18 protein-coding genes are annotated in these 21,601 nt (G+C 72.6%); 5 read left to right on the forward strand and 13 right to left on the reverse strand.

The genetic code is table 11. The features are described from left to right. Nucleotides 1–95 precede the first annotated feature (95 nt). From araA to ACTHM3_RS05165, 6 genes are all read right to left on the reverse strand, one after another. A complete protein-coding gene (gene araA / locus ACTHM3_RS05140; protein WP_440405028.1) occupies nucleotides 96–1,613 on the reverse strand; it encodes an L-arabinose isomerase in 1,518 nt (505 codons plus the stop codon). Next, on the reverse strand, nucleotides 1,610–3,190 hold the full coding sequence (locus tag ACTHM3_RS05145) for a xylulokinase (RefSeq protein ID WP_440405029.1): 1,581 nt from the start codon (nucleotides 3,188–3,190) through the stop codon (nucleotides 1,610–1,612). The genes araA and ACTHM3_RS05145 overlap by 4 nt, the downstream gene beginning before the upstream one ends. Then, a complete protein-coding gene (locus tag ACTHM3_RS05150; RefSeq protein WP_440405030.1) occupies nucleotides 3,187–3,897 on the reverse strand; it encodes an L-ribulose-5-phosphate 4-epimerase in 711 nt (236 codons plus the stop codon). The genes ACTHM3_RS05145 and ACTHM3_RS05150 overlap by 4 nt, the downstream gene beginning before the upstream one ends. 16 nt (nucleotides 3,898–3,913) lie before the next feature. Continuing rightward, the gene (locus ACTHM3_RS05155) at nucleotides 3,914–4,930 is read right to left on the reverse strand and encodes a LacI family DNA-binding transcriptional regulator (protein ID WP_440405031.1); all 1,017 of its coding nucleotides are present in this window, start codon (nucleotides 4,928–4,930) and stop codon (nucleotides 3,914–3,916) included. After that, complete coding sequence (locus tag ACTHM3_RS05160; protein WP_440405032.1) at nucleotides 4,927–5,256, reverse strand: hypothetical protein; 330 nt, start codon at nucleotides 5,254–5,256, stop codon at nucleotides 4,927–4,929. The genes ACTHM3_RS05155 and ACTHM3_RS05160 overlap by 4 nt, the downstream gene beginning before the upstream one ends. Nucleotides 5,257–5,327: 71 nt before the next feature. Further along, a complete protein-coding gene (locus ACTHM3_RS05165) occupies nucleotides 5,328–6,800 on the reverse strand; it encodes a helix-turn-helix domain-containing protein (RefSeq protein WP_440405033.1) in 1,473 nt (490 codons plus the stop codon). 106 nt (nucleotides 6,801–6,906) lie between these two features. Here ACTHM3_RS05165 and aceA point away from each other — a divergent pair, with 106 nt between their 5' ends. The 3 genes from aceA (at nucleotide 6,907) to ACTHM3_RS05180 (ending at nucleotide 11,344) form a co-directional block, all read left to right on the forward strand. After that, nucleotides 6,907–8,217, forward strand: a complete 1,311-nt coding sequence (aceA, locus tag ACTHM3_RS05170) for an isocitrate lyase (protein WP_440405034.1) — start codon at nucleotides 6,907–6,909, stop codon at nucleotides 8,215–8,217. Nucleotides 8,218–8,297: 80 nt separating this feature from the next. Continuing rightward, nucleotides 8,298–9,932: a malate synthase A gene (gene aceB / locus ACTHM3_RS05175; protein ID WP_440405035.1), complete on the forward strand. Its 1,635-nt coding sequence runs from the start codon at nucleotides 8,298–8,300 to the stop codon at nucleotides 9,930–9,932. A 47-nt stretch (nucleotides 9,933–9,979) separates the two neighbouring features. Then, nucleotides 9,980–11,344 carry a sensor histidine kinase gene (locus ACTHM3_RS05180; protein WP_440405036.1) on the forward strand — a complete coding sequence of 455 codons (1,365 nt, stop codon included), beginning with the start codon at nucleotides 9,980–9,982 and terminating at the stop codon, nucleotides 11,342–11,344. Here the strand turns inward: ACTHM3_RS05180 and ACTHM3_RS05185 are convergent. The 4 genes from ACTHM3_RS05185 to ACTHM3_RS05200 all read right to left on the reverse strand — a co-directional run bounded on the left by ACTHM3_RS05185 (nucleotide 11,295) and on the right by ACTHM3_RS05200 (nucleotide 17,025). Continuing rightward, entirely contained in the window at nucleotides 11,295–12,017 is a 723-nt protein-coding gene (locus ACTHM3_RS05185) for a phosphatase PAP2 family protein (RefSeq protein ID WP_440405037.1), read from the reverse strand. The two genes, ACTHM3_RS05180 and ACTHM3_RS05185, sit on opposite strands and share 50 nt — an antisense overlap. Continuing rightward, a complete protein-coding gene (locus ACTHM3_RS05190; protein WP_440405038.1) occupies nucleotides 11,995–14,607 on the reverse strand; it encodes a CDP-glycerol glycerophosphotransferase family protein in 2,613 nt (870 codons plus the stop codon). Before ACTHM3_RS05190 ends, ACTHM3_RS05185 begins: the two co-directional genes overlap by 23 nt. Before the next feature lie 4 nt (nucleotides 14,608–14,611). Then, the gene (locus ACTHM3_RS05195; protein ID WP_440405039.1) at nucleotides 14,612–16,138 is read right to left on the reverse strand and encodes a glycosyltransferase family 39 protein; all 1,527 of its coding nucleotides are present in this window, start codon (nucleotides 16,136–16,138) and stop codon (nucleotides 14,612–14,614) included. Between the two features lie 221 nt (nucleotides 16,139–16,359). After that, nucleotides 16,360–17,025, reverse strand: coding sequence for a response regulator transcription factor (locus tag ACTHM3_RS05200; RefSeq protein ID WP_440405040.1), 666 nt, complete (start codon nucleotides 17,023–17,025; stop codon nucleotides 16,360–16,362). A gap of 109 nt (nucleotides 17,026–17,134) precedes the next feature. Here ACTHM3_RS05200 and ACTHM3_RS05205 point away from each other — a divergent pair, with 109 nt between their 5' ends. Further along, nucleotides 17,135–17,908, forward strand: a complete 774-nt coding sequence (locus tag ACTHM3_RS05205; RefSeq protein ID WP_440405041.1) for a polyprenol monophosphomannose synthase — start codon at nucleotides 17,135–17,137, stop codon at nucleotides 17,906–17,908. Then, a complete protein-coding gene (locus ACTHM3_RS05210; protein ID WP_440405042.1) occupies nucleotides 17,901–18,377 on the forward strand; it encodes a GtrA family protein in 477 nt (158 codons plus the stop codon). The genes ACTHM3_RS05205 and ACTHM3_RS05210 overlap by 8 nt, the downstream gene beginning before the upstream one ends. A 95-nt stretch (nucleotides 18,378–18,472) precedes the next feature. Here the strand turns inward: ACTHM3_RS05210 and ACTHM3_RS05215 are convergent, their stop codons facing one another. From ACTHM3_RS05215 to ACTHM3_RS05225, 3 genes are all read right to left on the reverse strand, one after another. Further along, on the reverse strand, nucleotides 18,473–18,976 hold the full coding sequence (locus ACTHM3_RS05215) for a 2'-5' RNA ligase family protein (RefSeq protein WP_440405043.1): 504 nt from the start codon (nucleotides 18,974–18,976) through the stop codon (nucleotides 18,473–18,475). Between the two features lie 39 nt (nucleotides 18,977–19,015). After that, nucleotides 19,016–20,476, reverse strand: a complete 1,461-nt coding sequence (locus ACTHM3_RS05220) for a peptide MFS transporter (protein ID WP_440405044.1) — start codon at nucleotides 20,474–20,476, stop codon at nucleotides 19,016–19,018. A 109-nt stretch (nucleotides 20,477–20,585) separates the two neighbouring features. Continuing rightward, nucleotides 20,586–21,596: an aldo/keto reductase family protein gene (locus tag ACTHM3_RS05225; protein WP_440405045.1), complete on the reverse strand. Its 1,011-nt coding sequence runs from the start codon at nucleotides 21,594–21,596 to the stop codon at nucleotides 20,586–20,588. Nucleotides 21,597–21,601: the final 5 nt, after the last annotated feature.

The following is a 21,601-nucleotide window of genomic DNA, read 5'->3' on the forward strand; positions in this document are numbered from 1 at the left end:
TCCCGGCCACCTTCCGCACGTCGGAGACATGATCTCCGTCATTCGTTCCACCACCGCGCGGGTACCGAGGGGGCGGGGAGCGGGCCGAGCTCCCGCTAGATCGACTGCGCGAGCCGGTAGTAGGCCGCGTTCCAGCGCAGCTGCTGGTCGAAGCCGTCGACGGTCGTGCCGTCGTCGATCACCAGGAGCTCGACGCCCGACATCTTCGCGAAGTCGCGGAACACGTCCACGCCGACCTGCGTCGACATGACCGTGTGGTGCGCGGCGCCCGCCATGAGCCACGCGGTCGCGGACGTGCGGAAGTCGGGCTGCGGCTTCCAGATCGCGCGGCCCACCGGGAGCTTCGGCATCGGATGCGGCAGGGCGACGTTGTCGACGACGTTCGCCACCAGCCGGAACCGGTCGCGCATGTCACTGAGCGCGACGACGACCGCCGGTCCGGGATCGGCCGTGAAGACCAGGCGCACCGGGTCGTCCTTGCCGCCGATGCCGAGCGGGTGGATCTCGAGGCTCGGCTTGGCGGTCGTCAGCGTCGGCGAGACCTCGAGCATGTGGGCGCCGAGGATGAGCTCCTGCCCCGGCTCCAGGTGGTACGTGTAGTCCTCCATGAGGCTGGCGCCGCCCGCGAGGCCCGCGCCCATGACGTTGGCGGTGCGCACGAGCACCGACGTCTTCCAGTCGCCTTCCGCGCCGAAGCCGTAGCCGTCGGCCATGAGGCGCTGGACCGCGAGGCCCGGCAGCTGTGTCAGGTCGCCGAGGTCCTCGAACGAGTCGGTGAACGCGTGGAACCCGCCCGCTTCGAGGAAGGAGCGCAGCCCCAGCTCGATGCGCGCGCCGTCGCGGAGCGAGGCGGCGCGATCGCCGCCCGGACGCAGCTCCGGCACGACGTCGTACAGGTCGAGGTACTCGGCGACGAGCGCGTCGACGCCGGCGTCCGTCTGGTCGGCGACCGCGGCCGCGAGCTCGTTGACCGGCCAGGTGTTCACCTGCACGCCGAGCCGCAGCTCCGCCTCGGTCTTGTCGCCCTCCGTCACGGCGACGTAGCGCATGTTGTCGCCGAACCGGGCGACCTTCATGCCGCGGGTGGCGGCGCGGCCCGCGGCGGCACGCGTCCAGACGCCGACGCGTCGCGTCACGGCCGGATCGGAGACGTGGCCGACGACGGTGGTGCGCGCGATGTTCAGGCGCGACTCGATGTAGCCGAACTCCCGGTCGCCGTGGGCGGCCTGATTGAGGTTCATGAAGTCGAAGTCGATGTCGGCCCACGGCAGCTCGACGTTGGCCTGGGTGTGCAGGTGCAGGAGCGGCTTCTGCAGCGCGTCGAGCCCCGAGATCCACATCTTCGCCGGGCTGAAGGTGTGCATCCAGGTGATGACGCCGATCACGGCGTCGTCGGCGTTCGCGTCGAGCATCGCGCGGCGGATCGACTCGGGGTCGGTGAGCACCGGCTTCCACTCGACGGTGACCGGGATGTCGGCCGAGCCGGCGAGTCCTGCCGCGACGGTCTTCGACTGCTCCGCCACCTGGCGCAGCGTCTCCTCGCCGTACAGCCCCTGGCTGCCGGTGAGGAACCAGACGACGGACTTCTTCAGGTCGGGGACGATCGAGGTCATTGCTCTTCTTCTCGGGAGGGGGTGGTGGAGACGGCGGGGATCGCGGCGCGCTCGACGTCGAGGCCGGCGCGGTAGCGGTCGAGGTAGGCGCCGAACCCGGCGACGTCGGCGGGGTCGGGGTCGGCCGTCGCGGGGGCGGGGCCGGTGAAGACCGCGTCGTCGAGGTACCCGGCGAGGTCGGTGTCGCCGGTCGTCGAACGGGCGGCGAAGGCGGCGAGCACGGCCATGCCCCACGCCCCGCCCTCCGAGGCGGTGTCGCTCGCGACCGTGACGGGAGCCCCGAGCGCGCCGGCGAGGAAGCGCTGGGCGACCCCGGCGGTGCGGAACATACCGCCGTGGGCATACATGCGTTCCAGGGCGACACCCTCCTCGTCGAGCACCCGCATCCCGAGGGCGAGCGTGCCGAAGACGCCGTACAGCTGGGCGCGCATGAGGTTGGCGAGGGTGAGACGGGCGTCCGGCGGGCGCACGACCAGCGGCCGGCCCTCGGACAGCCCGGCGATCGGCTCGCCCGCGAGGTGGTTGTAGGCGATCACGCCGCCCGCGTCGGCCTCGCCCGCGAGCGCCTCGCGGAAGAGCGCCTCGTAGACCGCGTCGGTGTCGAGCGGCGTGCCGGCGGCCTCGGCGAAGCGCCCGAAGACGCCCGCCCACGCCGCGACCTCGCTCGCCCCGTTGTTGCAGTGCACCATCGCGACCGGGTCGCCGAGCGGCGTCGTGACGACGTCGAGCTCCTCGTGCACGGCGCCGAGCGGCCGCTCGAGCACGACCATCGCGAAGATGCTCGTCCCGGCGCTGACGTTGCCGGTGCGCGGGGCGATCGCGTTGGTCCCGACCATCCCGGTCCCCGCGTCGCCCTCGGGCGGCGCGGCGGTGGCGCCCGGCTGGAGGACGCCGCTCGGGTCGAGGAGGGCGGCGCCCTCGGCGGTCAGCTCCCCCGCCGGCCGGCCGGCCACGAGGACCTCGGGCAGCAGCTCGGCGAGCGGGTGCGGCAGGCGGTCGCCGACCAGCTCGTCGTAGCGGCGGACGAGCTCGGCGTCGTAGTCGCGCGTCGCCGGGTCGATCGGGAACATCCCCGAGGCGTCGCCGACGCCGAGCACCCGGCGCCCGGTGAGGCGCTCGTGCACGTACCCGGCGAGCGTCGTGACCGAGGCGATCCGCGGGATGTGCGGCTCGGCGTCCGTCACCGCCTGGTGCAGATGCGCGATCGACCAGCGGAGCGGGATGTTGACTCCGAACAGCCCGGTGAGCTCGGCCGCCGCGGGCCCGGTGTTGGTGTTGCGCCAGGTGCGGAACGGCACGAGGAGCCCGCCCGCGGCGTCGAAGGCCAGGTAGCCGTGCATCATGGCCGACACGCCGATGCCGGCGAGCCGCTCCGGGGCCGTGCCGAGGTCGGCGTACGCGGCGGTGACGCCCGACCACACCTCGTCGAGGTCGTAGGTCCAGAGCCCGTCGACAAGACGGTTCTCCCACTCGTGCGACCCGGTCGCGACGATCCGCGAGGGGTCGTCGGCGTCGACGAGGCAGGCCTTGATGCGGGTCGAGCCCAGCTCGATGCCGAGGACGAGACCGCCGCTCACCGCGCGTCCTCGCGACGGGCGTCCGTCGCCTGGCCGTACACGTTCTGGTAGCGCGCGTAGAGCGCGTCGATCTTCTCCTGCGGGATCGGGACGAGCTCGCCCGCCTGCCGCGCGATGTGCACGGTGCGCGCCGCGTCCTCGCACATGACCGCCGCCTTCACCGCGTCGCGCGCGCTGACGCCGATCGTGAAGGGGCCGTGGTTCTGCATGAGGACCGCGCGCGAGCGGTGCCCGCGGAGGGTCTCGACGATCCCGCGGCCGATGGAGTCGTCGCCGATGATCGCGAAGGGGCCGATCGGGATGGGGCCGCCGAACTCGTCGGCCATGCCCGTGATGACGCAGGGGATCTCCTCGCCGCGCGCCGCCCAGGCGACCGCGTAGGTCGAATGGGTGTGCACGACGCCGCCGACCTCGGGCATCTCGCGGTAGACGTACGCGTGGGCCGCGGTGTCGCTCGACGGGCTCCGCTCGCTGCCCGGGGTGCCGGGCACGACGTCGCCGTCGAGGTCGCAGAGGATCATGTTCTCCGGCGCGAGGTCGTCGTACGAGACCCCGGACGGCTTGATGACGAAGAGGTCGGCGCCGGGGACACGACCGGAGACGTTGCCCCCGGTCCAGACGACGAGGCCGTATCGGACGAGTTCCGCGTGAAGGGTCGCGACCTCGGCGCGGGTCCGCTCGATGGCGCTCTCGACGTCGGGAGTCATGCCCCGATGTTAGCGCTCACACGCGGTCGGGTCGAGCCGGTGCGGTCGAGGAGCGGACGACGAGCTCGGGCTCGATCGCGATCCGCTGCACCGCGCCTCCCCCGTCGCCGTCCAGGCGCCGCACGATGAGCTCGACCGCCCGGCGACCGATCTCGTCGAAGTCCTGCCGCACGGTCGTGAGCGCGGGGCGCAGGAAGGCCGCCTCGGGCAGGTCGTCGAAGCCCGTGACGCTGATGTCGTCCGGCACCCGCCGCCCGCTGTCGGCGAGGGCCGCCATGACGCCGATCGCCAGCTGGTCGTTCGCGCACGCGACCGCCGTCACGCCGGGATCCAGTCGCCCCGCCGCCTCGAATCCCGCGGCCGCCGTCCAATCGCCCTCGATCACGGGCAGGCGCTCGAGCCCGGCCGCGTCGAGCGCCTCGGCGACGCCGCGACGCCGCGCCGCCGACTCCGTCCATCCGGCGGGACCCGAGACGTGCTGGATGCGGCGGTGCCCGAGCGCGACGAGGTGCTCGGTGGCGAGGCGCGCACCTCGCGCGTGGTCGACGCCGACGACGTCGCCGGTCGGGCCGGCGGGCGCCTGCAGCGCCACGACCGGCAGCACGACGCCGAGGTCCTCGAGCGCGCGCACCACGCCCGCGTGCGGCACCACGACGACGAGCGCCTCCACGGCCTGATCGAGCAGGAACCCGAGCGCGGCGCGCGTCGCCGCGTCGTCGGCGGCCGCCGCGGTCACGAGCGGCCGGTAGCCGTGCTCCCGGGCCGCGCCCTCGACGGCGAACAGGCTGCTGGTCGGCCCGTGCTCGGGGACCGACGGGGTGAGGATCCCGATGCTGTGGGTGCGCCCCGCGGCGAGCGCGCGAGCGGCCAGGTTCCTCCGGTAGCCGAGCTCGTCGATCGCGGCGAGGACGCGATCCCGGGTCGCCGGGCGGATGCCGGCGAAGCCGTTGAGCACGCGCGAGACCGTCTGGTGCGACACGCCCGACGCCCGCGCCACATCCACCAGGGTGGGCGCGCGGCGCTCCTCGGTCATGGGGAGACGGTAGCTGCTCCCCGGCGCATCGCGAGCCGTGCGTAGCGTCGACGACGCAGCCACATGGCGAGTCGGGCGAACGGACCGAGGCGCAGCCCCGGGAGCCCGAGCTCCTTAGGCCGATCGTCGAAGCGCGCCTTCGCGCCCTCCAGGGCGCCGTTCACGCCGATCGGTGTGCCGTGCCCGTCGACGGCGATGTAGCGGTCCTCGACGCGCTCGATCGTGCCGACGAACTCGCCCCCGGCCGAGGCCACCCAGAGCTCCTCGGTGACCTGCACCCACGTCGTCGCGGCATCCGCCACGGCAGGCGTGAGTTGATCGGTCATGCGTCCGACCTTAGGCGCAGCACCCGACACGCCGCCGGGTCTTGCGTCCGGCGCGTCCGCAGGGTATTTGGTCACCGGTCGTCCGAGGCGGGGGCGTGCGCCTCGAGGAACTCGTACACGGCCGCGCGGTCGACGCCCGTGAAGGTGCCGGTCGGCATCGCCGCGAGCAGCGAGGAGTTGAGGCGCGCGCTCGGCCAGGCCTTGTCGTCCCAACGCCGGGCGAGCCGCGCATCCGGCCGCCGGCAGCACGACTCGTCGGGGCAGCGCGAGGTGAGCCGGTGCGCCGTGTCGCGCCCCCGGAACCACTTGGCCTCGGCGAAGCGCGTGCCGACGCTGATGGAGAAGTCGCCCGTCGACGACGACGCCACGTGCGAGGTGCACCAGTAGGTGCCCTTGGGCTTGTCGGTGTACTGCGAGTAGGGCGTCATCCGGTCGGGGCGCTCGAACACCTGCCGGGCGCTCCACCAGCGGCAGACGATCTGGCCCTCGACCGTGCCGAGCGCGTCGACAGGGAACTGCGCGCCGTCGTTCTGGTACGCCTTCGAGATCGCTCCCGACGCGTGCACCTTGAGGAAGTGGACCGGGATGCCGAGGTGCTCGGTCGCGAGGTTGGTGAACCGGTGCGCCGCGATCTCGTAGCTCACGGCGAACGCGTCGCGCAGATCCTCGACCGAGAGCTCCCGCGCGCCCTTCGCCGCCGTGAGGAACTCGACCGCGCTCGCCTCGGGCACGAGCAGCGCGCCGGCCAGGTAATTCGTCTCGACCCGCTGCCGCAGCAGCTCGCCGAAGTCCTGCGGCTCGCGCTTGCCGAGCACGTGGGCGGCGAGCGCCTGCAGGAGCGTGGACCGCGGGTCGGCCCCGGCGCGCATCGGCAGGTAGATGCGGCCGTGCTCGATGTCGGTGATGCTCCGCGTGGAGTCGGGGAGGTCCGGCACATAGTGCAGCTCGAATCCGAGATGGCCGGCGAGCCCGGCGGCGGTGCGCTGCGAGAGCGGCCCCCCGGCATGGCCGACGGCGGCGAGCATCTCGGTCGCGGTGCGCTCGAGCTCCGGGTAGTAGTTGCCGCGGGCGCTCTGCTCGGCGCGGAGCTCGCCGTTCGCCCGACGCGCCTCCTCGGGGGTCGCCGCGCGCTCGCGGTGTAGTCGCTCGAGCTCCGCGTGCAGGCCGAGCACCGTCTCGATCGCCTCGTCGCTCAGCGACTTGCGCACCGGCAGGGGCGGCAGGCCGAGCCCCTGGTAGAGCGGGCCGCGCTGCGCCCGCTGCAGCGCGACCTCGAGGGCGGCGCGCCGGCTCGGCGGCTCGGCGCGCAGCAGCTCGTCGACCCGTACGCCGAGCGCGCGGGCGAGCCGCTCGAGCTCGCCGAGCTTCAGCTCCCGCCGACCGTTCTCGATCACCGACATCTGCGAGACCGAGCGGCCGATGACGGGTGCCAGGTCCTCGAGCTTCATGCCCCGCTCGGCGCGGAGAGCACGGATGCGGCGGCCGACGACGAGCGGATCGAGCATGCCCTCATCGTCGGGCGCGGTAGGGGGCTCGGAGTCCATGCCGACCATCCTGGACCCGTCGGTTCTTCGACGGAGCCGGAATTCGGCACTTTTCCTGTCGACTCCGACGGGTTCGACAGACGCGGATCCGGTCACGGTGGACCGCATGAACCGCAACGAGCCCTCCCGACCGGGAGACCAGACCCAGACCGCCGCCGAGCTCGAGACCGAGTGGGCCGCCGACCCGCGCTGGAGCGACGTCCGCCGCGACTACACGGCCGACGAAGTCATCGCCCTGCGCGGACCCGTCCGCGAGGAGCGCACCCTCGCCCGCCGCGGCGCGGAGCGGCTCTGGGAGCTGATCCAGGAGAACGACGACCCCACGCGCTGGATCGCGGCGCTCGGCGCGATCACCGGCAACCAGGCGGTGCAGCAGGTGCGCGCGGGGCTGCAGGCGATCTACCTCTCGGGCTGGCAGGTCGCAGCCGACGGCAACCTGAGCGGCCAGACCTACCCGGATCAGAGCCTCTACCCGGCCAACTCGGTGCCGGCCGTCGTGCGGCGGATCAACAACGCGCTGCTGCGGGCGGGGCAGATCTCGCAGGGCACGGCCGACGACCGGGACTGGATGGCTCCCATCGTCGCCGACGCCGAGGCCGGATTCGGCGGCCCGCTCAACGCCTACGAGCTCATGCACCAGATGATCGAGGCGGGCGCGGCCGGCGTGCACTGGGAGGACCAGCTCGCGAGCGAGAAGAAGTGCGGCCACATGGGCGGCAAGGTGCTCGTGCCGACCGGGCAGCACATCCGCACGCTCAACGCGGCCCGCCTGGCCGCGGACGTGGCGGGGACCCCCACCATCGTCATCGCCCGCACCGATGCGCTGGCCGCGACGCTGCTGACGAGCGATCACGACGAGCGCGACCGCCCGTTCCTGACCGGCGGGCGCACCGCCGAGGGCTTCTACGAGGTCCGCAACGGCATCGAGTCGGTGCTCGCGCGCGGCCACGCCTACGCGCCCTACGCCGACCTGCTGTGGGTCGAGTCGTCGGAGCCGGATCTGGAGCTCGCGCGCACCTTCGCCGAGAGCATCCACGCCGAGTTCCCGAGCCAGAAGCTCGCCTACAACTGCTCGCCGAGCTTCAACTGGCGCCGGCATCTCGACGACGACACCATCGCGCGGTTCCAGCGCGAGCTGTCGGCCATGGGGTACGCGTTCCAGTTCATCACCCTGGCCGGCTTCCACTCGTTGAACCACGGGATGTTCGAACTCGCGAGCCGCTACGCGGAGACCCAGATGAGCGCCTACGTCGAGCTGCAGGAGGCCGAGTTCGCGTCGGAGGCGCGCGGCTACACCGCGACCCGGCACCAGGCCGAGGTCGGCACCGGCTACTTCGACCGCGTCGCCACCGCCCTCAACCCGGAGTCGCAGACGCTCGCGCTCGCCGGCTCCACCGAATCCGCCCAGTTCCACTGACCGGTGCGATTCGTCGCACCGGCGCCGCCATTCGCATCACACCGTGCGACCTGTCGCACCGCTACACGAGGAGACCGATCATGACCACCACTCGCATCGAACAGCTGACAGCCCCCGAGGAGCGGTTCGCCGAGATCCTGACCCCGGAGGCGCTGCGCTTCGTCGCCCGCCTGCACGACCAGTTCGCGCACCGCCGCCAGGAGCGGCTCATCGCGCGGATGCGCCGCGCCGGCGAGATCGAGAACGGCCGCGACTTCGACTTCCTGCCGGAGACGGAGCCGGTCCGCCGCGAGCCGTCGTGGCGCGTCGCGGGCCCCGGGCCCGGTCTCGAGGACCGCCGCGTCGAGATCACCGGACCGACCGACGCCAAGATGGCGATCAACGCCCTCAACTCGGGCGCCCGGGTCTGGCTCGCCGACCACGAGGACGCGCTGAGCCCGACGTGGGACGGGATCGTCGGCGGGCAGCGCACGCTGCGCGACGCGATCCGCGGCGAACTCGAGCACACCACCGCGGACGGCCGCGAGTACCGGGTGACCGCCGAGCGGACGCCCACGATCGTGTTCCGGCCGCGGGGGTGGCACCTGGTCGAGAAGCACCTGCGCTACGTCGACCGCGCCGGGATCGGCTCCCCCGCCTCGGCGTCGCTGGTCGACTTCGGGCTCTACGCCTTCCACAACGCGCGGGAGCTCGTGGAGCGCGGCCGCGGCCCGTACTTCTACCTGCCGAAGATCGAGTCGCACCTCGAGGCGCGGCTCTGGGACGACGTCTTCACCTTCACCGAGAACGCGCTCGGCCTCGAGCACGGCACGATCCGCGCGACCGTGCTCATCGAGACGATCCCGGCGGCGTTCGAGATGGAGGAGATCCTCTACGAGCTGCGCGACCACGCCGCGGGCCTCAACGCCGGGCGCTGGGACTACATCTTCTCGATCGTCAAGCACTTCCGCGGCCGCGGGCGGCGCTACCTGCTGCCGGACCGCGCCCGGATCACGATGACCGTGCCGTTCATGCGCGCGTACACCGACCTGCTCGTCGCCACCTGCCACCGCCGCGGGGCGCAGGCGATCGGCGGGATGAGCGCCTTCATCCCGAACCGGCGGCGACCCGAGGTCACCGAGCGCGCGCTCGCGCAAGTCGCAGCCGACAAGCGCCGCGAGGCGGAGGCCGGCTTCGACGGCTCGTGGGTCGCGCATCCGGACCTCGTCGAGGTGGCGACCGCGGAGTTCGACGCGGTGCTCGGCGACCGCCCGAACCAGCTGGACCGGATGCGCGACGATGTCGCCGTCACGGCCGCGCAGCTGCTCGACGTGCACATCGACGACCCGCTCATCACCGACGCGGGCGTCCGCACCAACGTGTCGGTCGCGCTCCGCTACCTGGAGGCGTGGCTGCGCGGCACCGGCGCGGTCGCGATCGACGACCTCATGGAGGATGCGGCGACCGCCGAGATCAGCCGCTCGCAGCTCTGGCAGTGGATCCGCAACGGCGTCCGCACCGAGGAGGGCACACCCGTGACCCGGGCGCACGTGGACGCGGTGGCGGCCGCCGTGCTCGCCGAGCTGCCGCGTCACGCGGACGACCGCTACGACGCGGCGCTCGCGCTCTTCCGCGAGGGCGCGCTCGGCGAGGCGTTCCCCGAGTTCCTCACGGTGCCCGCGTACGCGCAGCACCTCGTCGAGCAGCCGGTGGGGAGGCTGGCCGCGGCCGGGTGAGCCCGGCGCGCAGCGGGCGGGGTTCCGCACGCGGGAGAATTGCCCGCATGCGATGGTGGCGACGGCTCAGCATCCGCTGGCGCATCACCATCGGCAGCGTGCTCGTGGCGGCGGTGCTCCTGACCGCCGCGGGCGCGCTGCTCCTCCAGCAGGTGCAGCAGGCCCAGATCAACTCCGATAAGAGGATCCTGTACAGCGCCACGTCCCCGTACGTGTCGCTGCTGCAGCAGGACCCCGGCGGGATCTCCGACGTGCCGAGGAGCGAGGAGCGGCTGGTCATCTTCGATCCGTCGGGCAAGGCGACCAGCGGGGATCTCCCCGATCCCCTCCGCGACGACCTGACGAGGCTGGCGCGGCTCGAGCCGGGCTCCCACTTCGTCACCCGCGGCGACACCGACTACCTGGTGACCGCCCGGATCGTGAACCGCGCCGACGGGATCTGGCGCGTCGTCGCGGCACGCAACGAGACGACGACGACCGAGGTGGTCATGGGCAACCTGACCAACATCGTGCTCATCGGCGGCGCCGTGCTCCTCGTCGGGTTCGGGTTCGCGTCGTGGTTCCTCACCACGGCGGCCCTGCGGCCCATCACCGCGATGCGGCGGCGCGCCGAGACGCTCGAGGGGCCCGAGTCGGACGAGCTGCTCCCGGTCGGCCCCGCGCAGGACGAGGTCTCGGCGCTCGCGTCGACGCTCAACGCGTTCCTCGCCCGCGTGCGCGAGGCGACCGCGCGCGAGCGGCAGGTCGTCGCGGATGCGAGCCACGAGCTCCGCACACCGGTCGCCGTCCTCCGCGGACAGGTCGAGCTCGCGAAGCGGCACCCGGACGACCCGGACCGCCTCCTCGACATCGACCAGACCGCGAAGCGCCTCTCGCAGCTCGCCGTCGACCTGCTCACGCTCTCGAGCCTGGAGTCGGACCACGGCCGGCCGCTCGGGACGGCGGTCGAGCTCGGCGTCGAGTTCCAGGCGGCGGGCGAGCGCTCGCGTCTCGTCGCGGAGCCGTCCGGCGTCGCGGTCGAGTTCGAGGCCGACGGGGACCCCGCCGCCGACGGCTACGCGATCACGGCGACGGACCTCGGCCGCGTCGTCGACAACCTGGTGCGGAACGCGATCGCGGCGGGCGGCGCGGGCACGACGATCCGGGGGCTGCTGCGACGCGGCCCGGATGAGCTGGAGCTCTCGATCGAGGACGACGGCCCCGGGATCCCGGAGGACTTCCTGCCCACGGCGACCTCCCGCTTCACCCGCGTCTCGACCGCGACTGAGGGCGCGGGCCTCGGGCTCGCGATCGTGCAGCGCGTCGCCGATCGCGGGGACGGCCGGCTCGAGCTGCAGAACGTCGAACCGCACGGACTGCGGGTCAGCCTGCGCGTGCCTCACGTCGACGCGGCCCGGCCCCCCGCGGTCTGACGATCAGGACCCAGACCGCGGCGACGAGCGGGGCGAGGCTGAGGCTCCAGATCCACGAGGCGAGCACGTCGGTCGGGAAGTGCACGCCGTCCGAGACGAGCAGGACGCCGACGCCGATCACGGCGAGTCCGCCCACGATCGCCCACACGCGGCGGAGCGCCGGCGAGCGCGTGACGAGCACCGCCGTCACGACCAGGGCCGTGATGAACACGGCGTGCCCGCTCGGGTAGGAGGCGTCGGTCTGCGCGGGCGACGGATGGGGCAGCAGCGACGGATCGGGCCGCGGTCGCGCGACCGCGATCTTCACCACGGCCGACGAGAGCCAGGTGACCGCGATGGTGACCGCGAATCCGGCGGCCACCCGCAGATCGCGGCGTACGAGCAGGAGGATCGCCGTCAGCACGGCCGTCCCGATGATCGCCGGCACCGGACCGACGAAGCGGTAGACCGCATCGCCGAGGGCACCGATCGCGCCCGTGTGCGCGGTGTTCAGCGCGCGGTCGACCGGCAGGTCGAAGGAGCTCGTGCGCAGCGCGATCCCGCCCGCCGCGACGAGCACGACGCCGATGATCGCGACGATCACCCGGGGCCGCAGCGCCGGGACCGCGACGGCACGGTGGACGTCGGCTCGGCGCGGGCCCGACGCGGGGTTAGAGGGTTCTGTGATCGGCATGCGGATCCTTAGTGGGTCGGAATCGATCGGAGGACGTCATGGGCCGGATCATCGGCATCGTCGCGGGAGTCGTCGTGCTCGCCGTCGCGGCTCGCGCAGCGATCTCCGTGCTCGCCGAGGCCGAGACGCTGCTCGAGGAGGCGCGCGGCGACGAGCCCGCGTCCACGCCGAGGATCGCGGCCTCCGCCTCCCGGGCCGTCGCGCGCCCGTAGGCCTCGATGTCGATCGCGGCCGGGGGCACCCGGCCGTCGAGGTAGGCGCGCATCCCGTCGGCGAGCGCCTCCGGAGTCGGATCGACCACCGTGAGCGCCTCCGGGGGCAGGGCGTCGCGGACCGAGCCGAAGCGGGTGCTGACGATCGGCAGCCCCAGCACCGCGGCCTCGAGCAGCACCATGGGCTGGCCCTCGTAGTCGCTCGACAGCACGAAGCAGTCGCAGGCCGACATGACCGCGAACGGGTTCTCGACCGGACCCGTCAGCGTGACGGCGTCGACGATCCCGAGCCGCGCGATCTCGCGCTCGAGCTCGGCGCGCAGCGGGCCGCCCCCGACGAGCACGAGCCGCGTCGCCGGCGCGTCGCGGTGCACCGCGGCGAACGCCCGCAGCAGGCGCCGCTGGTTCTTCTCGGGGCTGAGACGTCCGACGGAGACGAACCGGGTGACCCCGCGCTCGTCGAGCACGGGCAGCTCCAGCCCCTCGTCGAGCGGCGCCGAGGCGCCCGCCCGGATCCGGTCGAGGTCGAGCGGATTGCGGGCGGAGAGGAACGGCGTGCGCTCGAGACCGGGACGATCGCCGAACGCGGCGTGGTTGACCTCGGCCAGCGTGGGCGACACGGAGACGAGCGCGTCGAAGCGCGGGTAGAGCGCGAACATCGCGGCCAGCCGCATCCGTCGGCCCCCGCCCAGCGAACGATGCTCCTCGGCCGCCATGTCGTTGTGCTGCCAGACGGTGCGCCGCGCGTCCGGGGAGTGGAGCAGGATCTGGCTCCAGAACCGGCTGTAGCCGGAGAAGTCCACGATCGCGTCGAAGCGCGCGTCGCCGAAGACGCGGTGCCACTCGTCCGCGTAGAGGCGGCGCTGGTTCTCGGTCTCGCCCGCGTCCGGGCGGAGGCGCTCGCGGAGACGCAGGCGGAGCATCCGCAGCTTCGAGGCCGTCATCCCGCCCTGCCGGATGAACTGGCGGACCCGCGGGTCGATGCGCTCCTGGTTCGCGCGCTGATCACGGGAGGCGGGGCGCGCGATCAGCACGGAGACGTCGAGCCGGTCGTGGTCGAGGGTCCGGAGGAGCGCGAGCGCGGAGCTGGTGATGCCGTTCGAGCGCATGCCGCCGAGATAGAGGAGCACGCGCCGACGGTCGTCGCCGGTCGCCGCGGCGCGGACCCGGTGGTCGCGCAGGACATCGTCGATCACCCGCTCGGACGCGTGCCCGTCGCTGCGGAGCGTGAAGCGCTCGGCCCACTCCCGTCGGCGGTCGCGGAAGGCGTCGGCGGCGTCGTCTGCGGCGATCCGGGCGGCGAGGGCGTCCAGATCGCGCAGCACCGGACCGGGGAGCTCGTCCTCGGTCATGTACGCGCCGCGCTCCTCCCGGTATGCGCCGGCGTCGGGCACGTAGAACGAGATCGGGCGGTCGCGCGCGAGGAAGTCGAAGAAGATCGACGAGAAGTCGGTCACGAGATGGTCGGCCACCCCGAGCACGAGGTTCGTCGGCACGTCGTTGGAGACGAGCACGTCGCGCGTGCCCGGTCGGCCCGCGAGGAGGTGCTGCACCGACTGGTGGGCCTTCAGCACGACGCGGAACCCGGTCCCGAGCCGCTCCTGCAACCCGGACACGGTCGCGAGCATGGCGTCGGCCTCGTCGCGCGGGGCGCCGAACCGCTCCCCTGTCCAGGTCGGCGCGTACACGACGAGGCGCCGGCGCGGATGCCCGACCCGGAGCGCGTCGAGGACCGTGTCGGCCTCCTCCGCGGTCAGCTCCTGCCGGTCGACGCGGGGGTAGCCCACCTCGAGGATCCGGCCGCGGAACAGTCCGCGCAGCTTGTAGGCGTCGAGGTACATGCGCTCGGTCATCCACGCGCTCTGCGACAGCAGCACGTCGGCCTGGAGGAGGTTGCGCTGCACGTTCGACGACTGCATCGCGCCGTCGGGCATGTCGTAGCCCATGTGCTTGAGCGGGGTGCCGTGCCAGGTGTTGACGTAGGTCTGGCCGGGGCGCTTGTCGAAGCCCGGCGGGAAGGTCGCGTTGTTGATGAGCACGCCCGCACGTGACACCGCCCGCCAGTAGGCGCCGGTGCCGGGACGGACGAAGCGGACCCGCGGATCGCGGCGGAACTCGTCGCGGAATGCCCGGTGCCCCCGGCCGAGCACCCAGACGTGCCGGCGATGAGCCTGGTCGGGCGCCTCGAGGAGGGCGCGGAAGATCGCCTCGGGGTTGTCGAGGGCGCCGTTGCCCGCGAAGGACTCGTACAGCACCACCTCGTCGAGGACGGGGCGGCGCCGGGCCGCGGCCCTCAACTCCGACTCGATCGCCCGGGCGACGCGGGAGGGCAGGCGCCGAGCGCGGCGGCCGAGGCGCGTGAGCTGCGGCGGGATCATCCGCCTAGTTTCTCAAGCAGGGCCCCAGGAGACTCAAAGGACGGGTCAGTTCGATGATACGGCTGGTGTGCTGGGTGAGCACCCGCCCGCGATGGAACCCGAGCCGCTCGAGGTCCGCGAGACCGTAGCGGTCGACGTGGCCGCCGCTCGCGTACTCCACCGCCCACACGCGGGTGATGCCGTCGAATCGGCCGTCGGCGATGGCGGTCCCGATGGGGAGGGTCCGGTCGTACCAGGTGTCGGTCCGCCAGAAAGGCGCCGCCAGCAGCGGGTCGCGCAGCGGGGTCGCGATCGGGTAGGTCCGCAGCGCCAGCCGGGTGCGGCGGGACGGTCGAGTCCCCTCGTCGAACAGAACGGCGTCCCCGGGGCGTGCGACCTCCTGCAGGTGGGCGGAGATCTCCGCCCAGTCGCTGCGGTTCTTCGCGTAGGGACCACGCTCGGACGCCCACGGGACGATCGCGGCCGCGACGACGACGGCTGTCCCGATCACGAGCGCGGGGCGCCAGCGCGCGGCGAGGAAGAAGAGGGCGAGCGTCATGAGCAGGGCGATCGCCGGGGTGCAGAGGGCGAGGTACCGCGCGGTGAAGCCGGCGACGATCGGGCTCGTGCCGATCAGCACGCCCGACGGCACGATGAGCCAGGCGACGATGAGGAGGTCCGCCGGATGACGGACCAGACCCGCGCGTCGCCGTACCCAGGGGACGACGGCGACCGCGACTCCGCCGAGCACCAGGGCCCAGCCGAGCACCGCGAACCAGTCGGTGCCGAACCAGGTGGAGACGAAGACCGACTCGGGCGTGACGACGTCGCGCTCGGCGAGGAAGGCGATCTGGCCCTTCTGGAGCGCACCCGCCACGATGAGGGGCGCCGCGGCGACCGCGGCCGCGCCGGCGGCGAAGAAGAACGGCCTCAACACGCGGCGTCGGCGCGTGATGACGAGCAGCACGAGCGCGTGCCCGACCGCGACGAGCGCCGTGTACATGAAGAGGTAGGTGCCGAAGGCGAGCAGGACGCCGTAGGCGATCCAGAGCCCTCGAACGCGTCCGTGCCGGGTGAGCGCCACGACCAGGATCAGGGTGAGCCAGGTCGCGACGGTCATGGTCATCGCGTACGAGCGCGCTTCCTCGCCGACGTAGGTCGTGCGCGGGAGCACCGCGACGATGACGCCCGCCGCGACCCCGAACGGGAGGGAGCGCATCCGCCGGCCGAGCAGCACGACGCCGGCCGCGCAGATCCCGACCGCGAGCGCGCTCGGGAACCGGATGGCGAACGGCGAGGTTCCGAACACCTGGATCCAGAAGTGCAGGAAGAGGTAGTACGTGCCGTGCACCGCGTCGACGTGGCCCAGCTCGACGAACAGCGTCGGCAGCGGACGCTCCGCCGACAGGAGGCTCGCGGCCTCATCGCCCCAGAGGGACGGGATCCAGGAGCCCATCGCCGAGATCGCGACCGCGGCGACGCCGACGAGCGTCGCGGCGAGCGCGGCGGTGCCGAGTCGGTGCCGGCGCGGGCGGCGGATCGGGCGGAGCATGCCCCCCAGTCCAGCGCATCCCTTCCCAGAAGAGTCTGAGACGGCCCCGATCGCCTCCTCCTGCTCCCGCGAAGCTGACACGAATGACGGAGATCCGCGCGACCCCTCTGCACCCGACCGCCGGATCCCGGGGACGACGGCATCACGGACGCCCGGATCTCCGTCATTCGTCACAGCGGCGCGATGATGGTGCGGAGCCGGGACCGGCCGGAGCGGGAGGGCTAGAGCTGGCCCAGGCGGTAGCCCTGCCCGCGGACGGTCGTGATCATGTCGACATCGGTCTTGCGTCGCACGTAGTGGACGTAGGTGTCGACGGTGCCCGGCTGGTCGTTCTCGTCGAAGACCGAGCGCAGGATCTGCTCCCGCGAGAAGGTCCGCTGCGGGTTCTCGGCCAGCAGCCGCAGCAGCTGGTTCTCGCGCTCCGTGAGGATCGAGCGGCCGTCGTACGGCGAGTACACGGCGCGGCTCTCGGGGTAGAACTCCCACGCGCCGATCCGGATGAAAGGGCCCTCGCCGGAGAAGACGCGGCGGATCGCGCGCAGCCGGGCGAACAGCTCCGGGTACTCGAACGGCTTGACCAGGTAGTCGTTGGCGCCGGCGTCGAGTCCGCGCACCTTGTCGTGCACGGTGCCGAGCGCCGTCAGCATGAGCATCGGGGTCGTCACACCGCCGGAGCGCAGGGCCTGCACGACGTCGCTGCCGTCCGCACCGGGGAGCCGCCGGTCGACGACCATGACGTCGAAGTCGCCGTCGCGCGCCGTCTCGAATCCGCTCTTCGCGTCGGCGCAGAGCGTGACGGCGTAGACCTCCTCGAGCACGTCGCGCATGACGGGGCCGAGCTTGGCGTCGTCCTCGATCAGCAGCAGGCGGGGTCGATCGTCGGTCATGGCGGACCTCCTTCGCGATGATGCTCCCCATCCCGGTCACAGAAATCTCCCACGAAAGGAACCGGGACGTCTGGGACGTTTCTGGGACCGCGCTTGGTGACCTGGAGTCATGACCGCCCTGGTGTGCATCCCCACCTACGACGAGGCCGAGTCGATCGCCGCGATCGTCGCCCGGGTCCGCGCTGCGGTCCCCGACGCGCATGTGCTGATCGCCGACGACGCCTCGCCGGACGGCACGGGTGACATCGCCGACGCCCTCGCCGCGCGCGACTCCCACGTGCACGTGCTGCACCGGCCGGGCAAGCAGGGCCTCGGCGCCGCCTACCTCGCGGCCTTCGCCTGGGGGCTCGAGCGAGGCCACGACGTGCTCGTGGAGATGGACGCCGACGGCTCGCACCGCCCGGAGCAGCTGCCGGCGCTCCTCGCGGCCCTCGACCACGCGGACCTCGCGATCGGGGCCCGCTGGATCCCCGGCGGCGTCGTCGAGGGCTGGCCGCTCTCCCGTCGACTCATCTCCCGCTCCGGCTCGCTCTACGCGCGGCTCGCCCTCGGGATCGAGGAGCACGACGCGACGAGCGGCTTCCGCGCCTACCGTGCGGCGGCGCTCCCCCGCATCCGCCCGGAGCGCGTGCACAGCTCCGGGTACAGCTTCCAGATCGAGATGCTGTGGCGGTCGGTGCTCGCCGGGCTGCGCATCGCCGAGGTGCCGATCACGTTCGCCGACCGGGAGCTCGGACAGAGCAAGATGAGCGGCCGCATCGTCGTGGAGGCCCTGGTCCGCGTCACGGCGTGGGGCCTCGCCGGCCTCGGCGGCCGAGCCGGACGGGCGCGCGCCCGGGCACGCCGCGCGAGTCCGGCGGAGCCGGAGCCCGCCCGTGTCTGAGCACGCCCTCGTCGTCCCGTCCCGCCTCCGCACGCTGCTGCGGCAGGGGCTCGCGTTCCTCGCGGTCGGCGGGGTCGGATTCCTCGTCGATGTCGGCGTCTTCAACGCGCTGCGCGCCACCGCCTTGTCGCCGGCCCACGTCGCGAACGGCGAGCTCTGGGCGAAGGCCATCTCGGTGTCGCTCGCGATCCTCGTCAACTGGATCGGCAACCGCACGATCGCGTTCCGCCGGGAGCGCCGGACCGGGCCGCGCCACGTCGTGCTGCGGGAGGCCGTCGAGTTCTTCGCCGCGAGCCTCATCGGCAGCGCGGTGTCGCTCATCTGCCTCGCCGTCAGCCATGACCTGCTGGGGCTGCGGACCACCGCCGACGACAACATCTCGGCCAACGTGATCGGCCTCGGCCTCGGCACCGTCCTGCGCTTCGCCCTCTACCGCCTCTGGGTGTTCCGGCCGGTTCGCGCCGAGTAGACCGCGGCGGCGACGAATGACGGAAGACACCCGCCGAGAGCCACCGGCATCCCCGTTCCACCGCCGATTCCGGCCGGCGGTGCGCGGATTCTCCGTCATTTGTCCCCAGCGGCGACCGTCGTGACGACGCGGGTGTCCGCGTTCCAGTGGCGGAGGCCGACGGCGGTCGCGCGGAGCTCCGCACCGACCAGGGCGACGGCCCGGCCCACGTCGGCGAGCGGCACGCGCCGCGCGAGCGTCACGTGCGGCGTCAACTCCCCCGGCGTCGAGTGCGGGGCGTCGTCGCCGGGCCCGACGGCGTCGTGCAGCTCTCGGTGCAGCTCCAGCAGCTCGCGCGACGGCACTACCAGCCGCGCGATCGTGCGCCGCTCGCCGACCCCGAGGACGATCGGCGATCCGAGCACCAGCGGCAGCGGGATCCCCTCCACGGAGCCGGGAAGGGGCAGCGCCGCCCGCACCAGCAGCGTCACGTGCGGGCGGTTGCTCACCCCGCGGTGGAGCGCCTGACTCGGGAGCCCGGCGGCGGCGAGCGCCTCCCACTCCGCGCGGATCGCGGCGTCGGCGTCCTCGTCGAGGATCAGCTCGAGGGACTGGATCATGGGGTCTCGATGCGCGCCGTCGGCGCTACTCGACCCGCACTAGCGGACGCCGCGCATGAGCCGCAGCACGGGACGCGCGACCGCGAGCAGCACCAGTCCGACCACGATCGCCGCGGCGCCGATCAGCAGGAAGTACGGCACCTCGACCTTCGGGGCGTAGAACCCCGCGAGCAGACCCGACGCCGCCGTGCCGAGCGAGATCGACAGGTAGTACAGCGCGACCATCTGCGTCGTGTACTTGTCGGGCGCGAGCTTCGTCGAGGCCGAGAGACCAGGCGGCGAGATGAGGAGTTCCGCGATCGTGAAGACGAGGATGATCGCCACGAGAGCCAGGATCGGCGTGCCGTGCGGTCCCGTTCCCGAGAACGGCAGGAACAGCAGGAACGCCGCGCCCATCACGATCGCGCCGAGCGCGAACTTCACGGGTGCGCTCGGCTGCCGCGCGCCGAGCCGGGTCCAGATCGCCGTGAAGACGATGGACAGGATGAGGATGAAGACCGGGTTGATGGACTGCACCCACGGGATCGGGAACTCCCACCCGAACACGCGGCGGTCGAGCCGCTCGTCGGTGTAGATCGGCACCGCCGTGAACTGCTGCTGGTACAGCGACCAGAAGACCGCGTTGACGACGAAGAGCGGGATGAAGGCGACGACCCGGCTGCGTTCGTCCGACGAGATCGCCCGGTCGGAGATCATCCGGATGAAGTAGACGACCGCGGCGACGATCACGACGCCGATGACGACCAGGACGAGGTTGTCGGCGCGGATCACCCCCGTCAGGATGAGGACCGCGATCACCACGAGCGCGCCGACCGCGACGAGGACCATCGGCAGGCGCCGGGAGGCGGGCAGCGGGTCGGTCACGGCGCGCGCCGCGTCCGGCAGCCGGCGCCGGCCCACCGCGTACTGGAGGAGTCCCGCCGCCATGCCGACCGCGGCGAGCCCGAATCCGATGTGGAATCCGAGCGTCGACTGCAGGAGCCCGGTCAGGAGGGGTCCGAAGAAAGCCCCGAGGTTGACCCCGAAGTAGTAGAGCGAGAAGCCGGCATCACGACGGGTGTCGCCGCGCTCGTACAGCATGCCGAGGATCGACGCGGAGTTCGCCTTCACGCCGCCGGAGCCGAGCGCGATGAGCACGAGCCCGACCGCGACGCCGACGAGCCCGGGGAGCAGGGCGAGCGCGATGTGGCCGAGCATGACGACGGCCGCCGACGCGAAGAGCGTCCGCTCCGCGCCGAGCACCCGGTCGGCGAGCCACGCGCCGAGGATCGTCGCGAGGTAGACCGCGCCGCCGTACGCTCCGACGATGCCCGTGGCGACCGGCTTCGGGATGCCGAGACCGCCGTCCGCCACCGAGAAGTACAGGTACAGGATGAGGATGCCCTGCATCCCGTAGAACGAGAACCGCTCCCAGGTCTCGACGCCGAACAGCGTCGCGAGCGGGCGGGGCTGGCCGAAGAAGCCGCGATCCTGCTTCCGAGCGGCGGCGGTGTCGGTCATGCCGCCACGCTACGGCGGGTCGAGAAGCCGCGACGCGGCGCATCGAGACCTTCCAGCGCGAATGGAGGTCTCGATACGCCGGCCGCGCCGGCTCCTCGACCCGCGCGGGTCAGGCCTCGCGCTGCGCGGGCGACCGCGTCGCCGTGATCGACGGATCGCGCTCGACGGCGTCGCCGAGCACCTCGTCGATGCGCGACATGAGCTCGGTCGGGATCGTGACGCCCGACGCCTTCGCGTTCTCGACGACCTGCTCCGGCCGCGAGGCGCCGATGATCGCCGTCGCGATGTTGTCGTTCTGGAGCACCCAGGCTACCGCGAGCTGCGCGAGCGACAGCGAGAGCTCGTCGGCGATCGGCGTGAGCTGCTGCACGCGGTTCAGCACGTCATCCGACATCCAGCGCTTGATCATGTTCGCGCCGCCCTTCTCGTCGGTCGCGCGCGAGCCCTCCGGTGGCTGCTGACCCGGCAGGTACTTGCCCGTGAGCACGCCCTGCGCGATCGGCGACCAGACCACCTGCGAGATGCCGAGCTCGCGCGAGGTCGGCTCAACCTCGGCCTCGATCACGCGCCAGAGCGCCGAGTACTCGGGCTGGTTGGAGACGAGCTGGATGCCGAGCTCCCGCGCCAGGGTGTGCCCGGCGCGCAGCTGGTCGGCGGTCCACTCGCTCACGCCGATGTAGAGGACCTTGCCCGCGCGGACGAGGTCGGCGAAGGTCTGCATCGTCTCCTCGATCGGCGTGAAGTGGTCGAAGCGGTGCGCCTGGTAGACGTCGATGTAGTCGGTCTGCAGGCGCTTCAGCGATCCGTTGACGCCGTCGTGGATGTGCTTGCGCGAGAGCCCGACGTCGTTGTGACCCTTCGGCCCGATCGGCCCGAAGACCTTGGTCATGATCTCGAGCGACTCGCGGCGCTCGCCCTTCAGCGCCTCGCCGAGCACGGTCTCGGCGGCGGTGTTCGCGTAGACGTCGGCGGTGTCGAACGTCGTGATGCCCGCGTCGAGCGCCGCGTGCACGCACGCGGTCGCCGCGTCGTTCTCGATCTGCGACCCGTGGGTCAGCCAGTTGCCGTAGGTGATCTCGGAGATCTTGAAGCCGGAGTTGCCCAGATGACGGAAGTGCATGCTCC

Origin of the sequence: Pseudolysinimonas sp., assembly GCF_051954455.1 — a bacterium.
GTDB lineage: Bacteria > Actinomycetota > Actinomycetes > Actinomycetales > Microbacteriaceae > Pseudolysinimonas.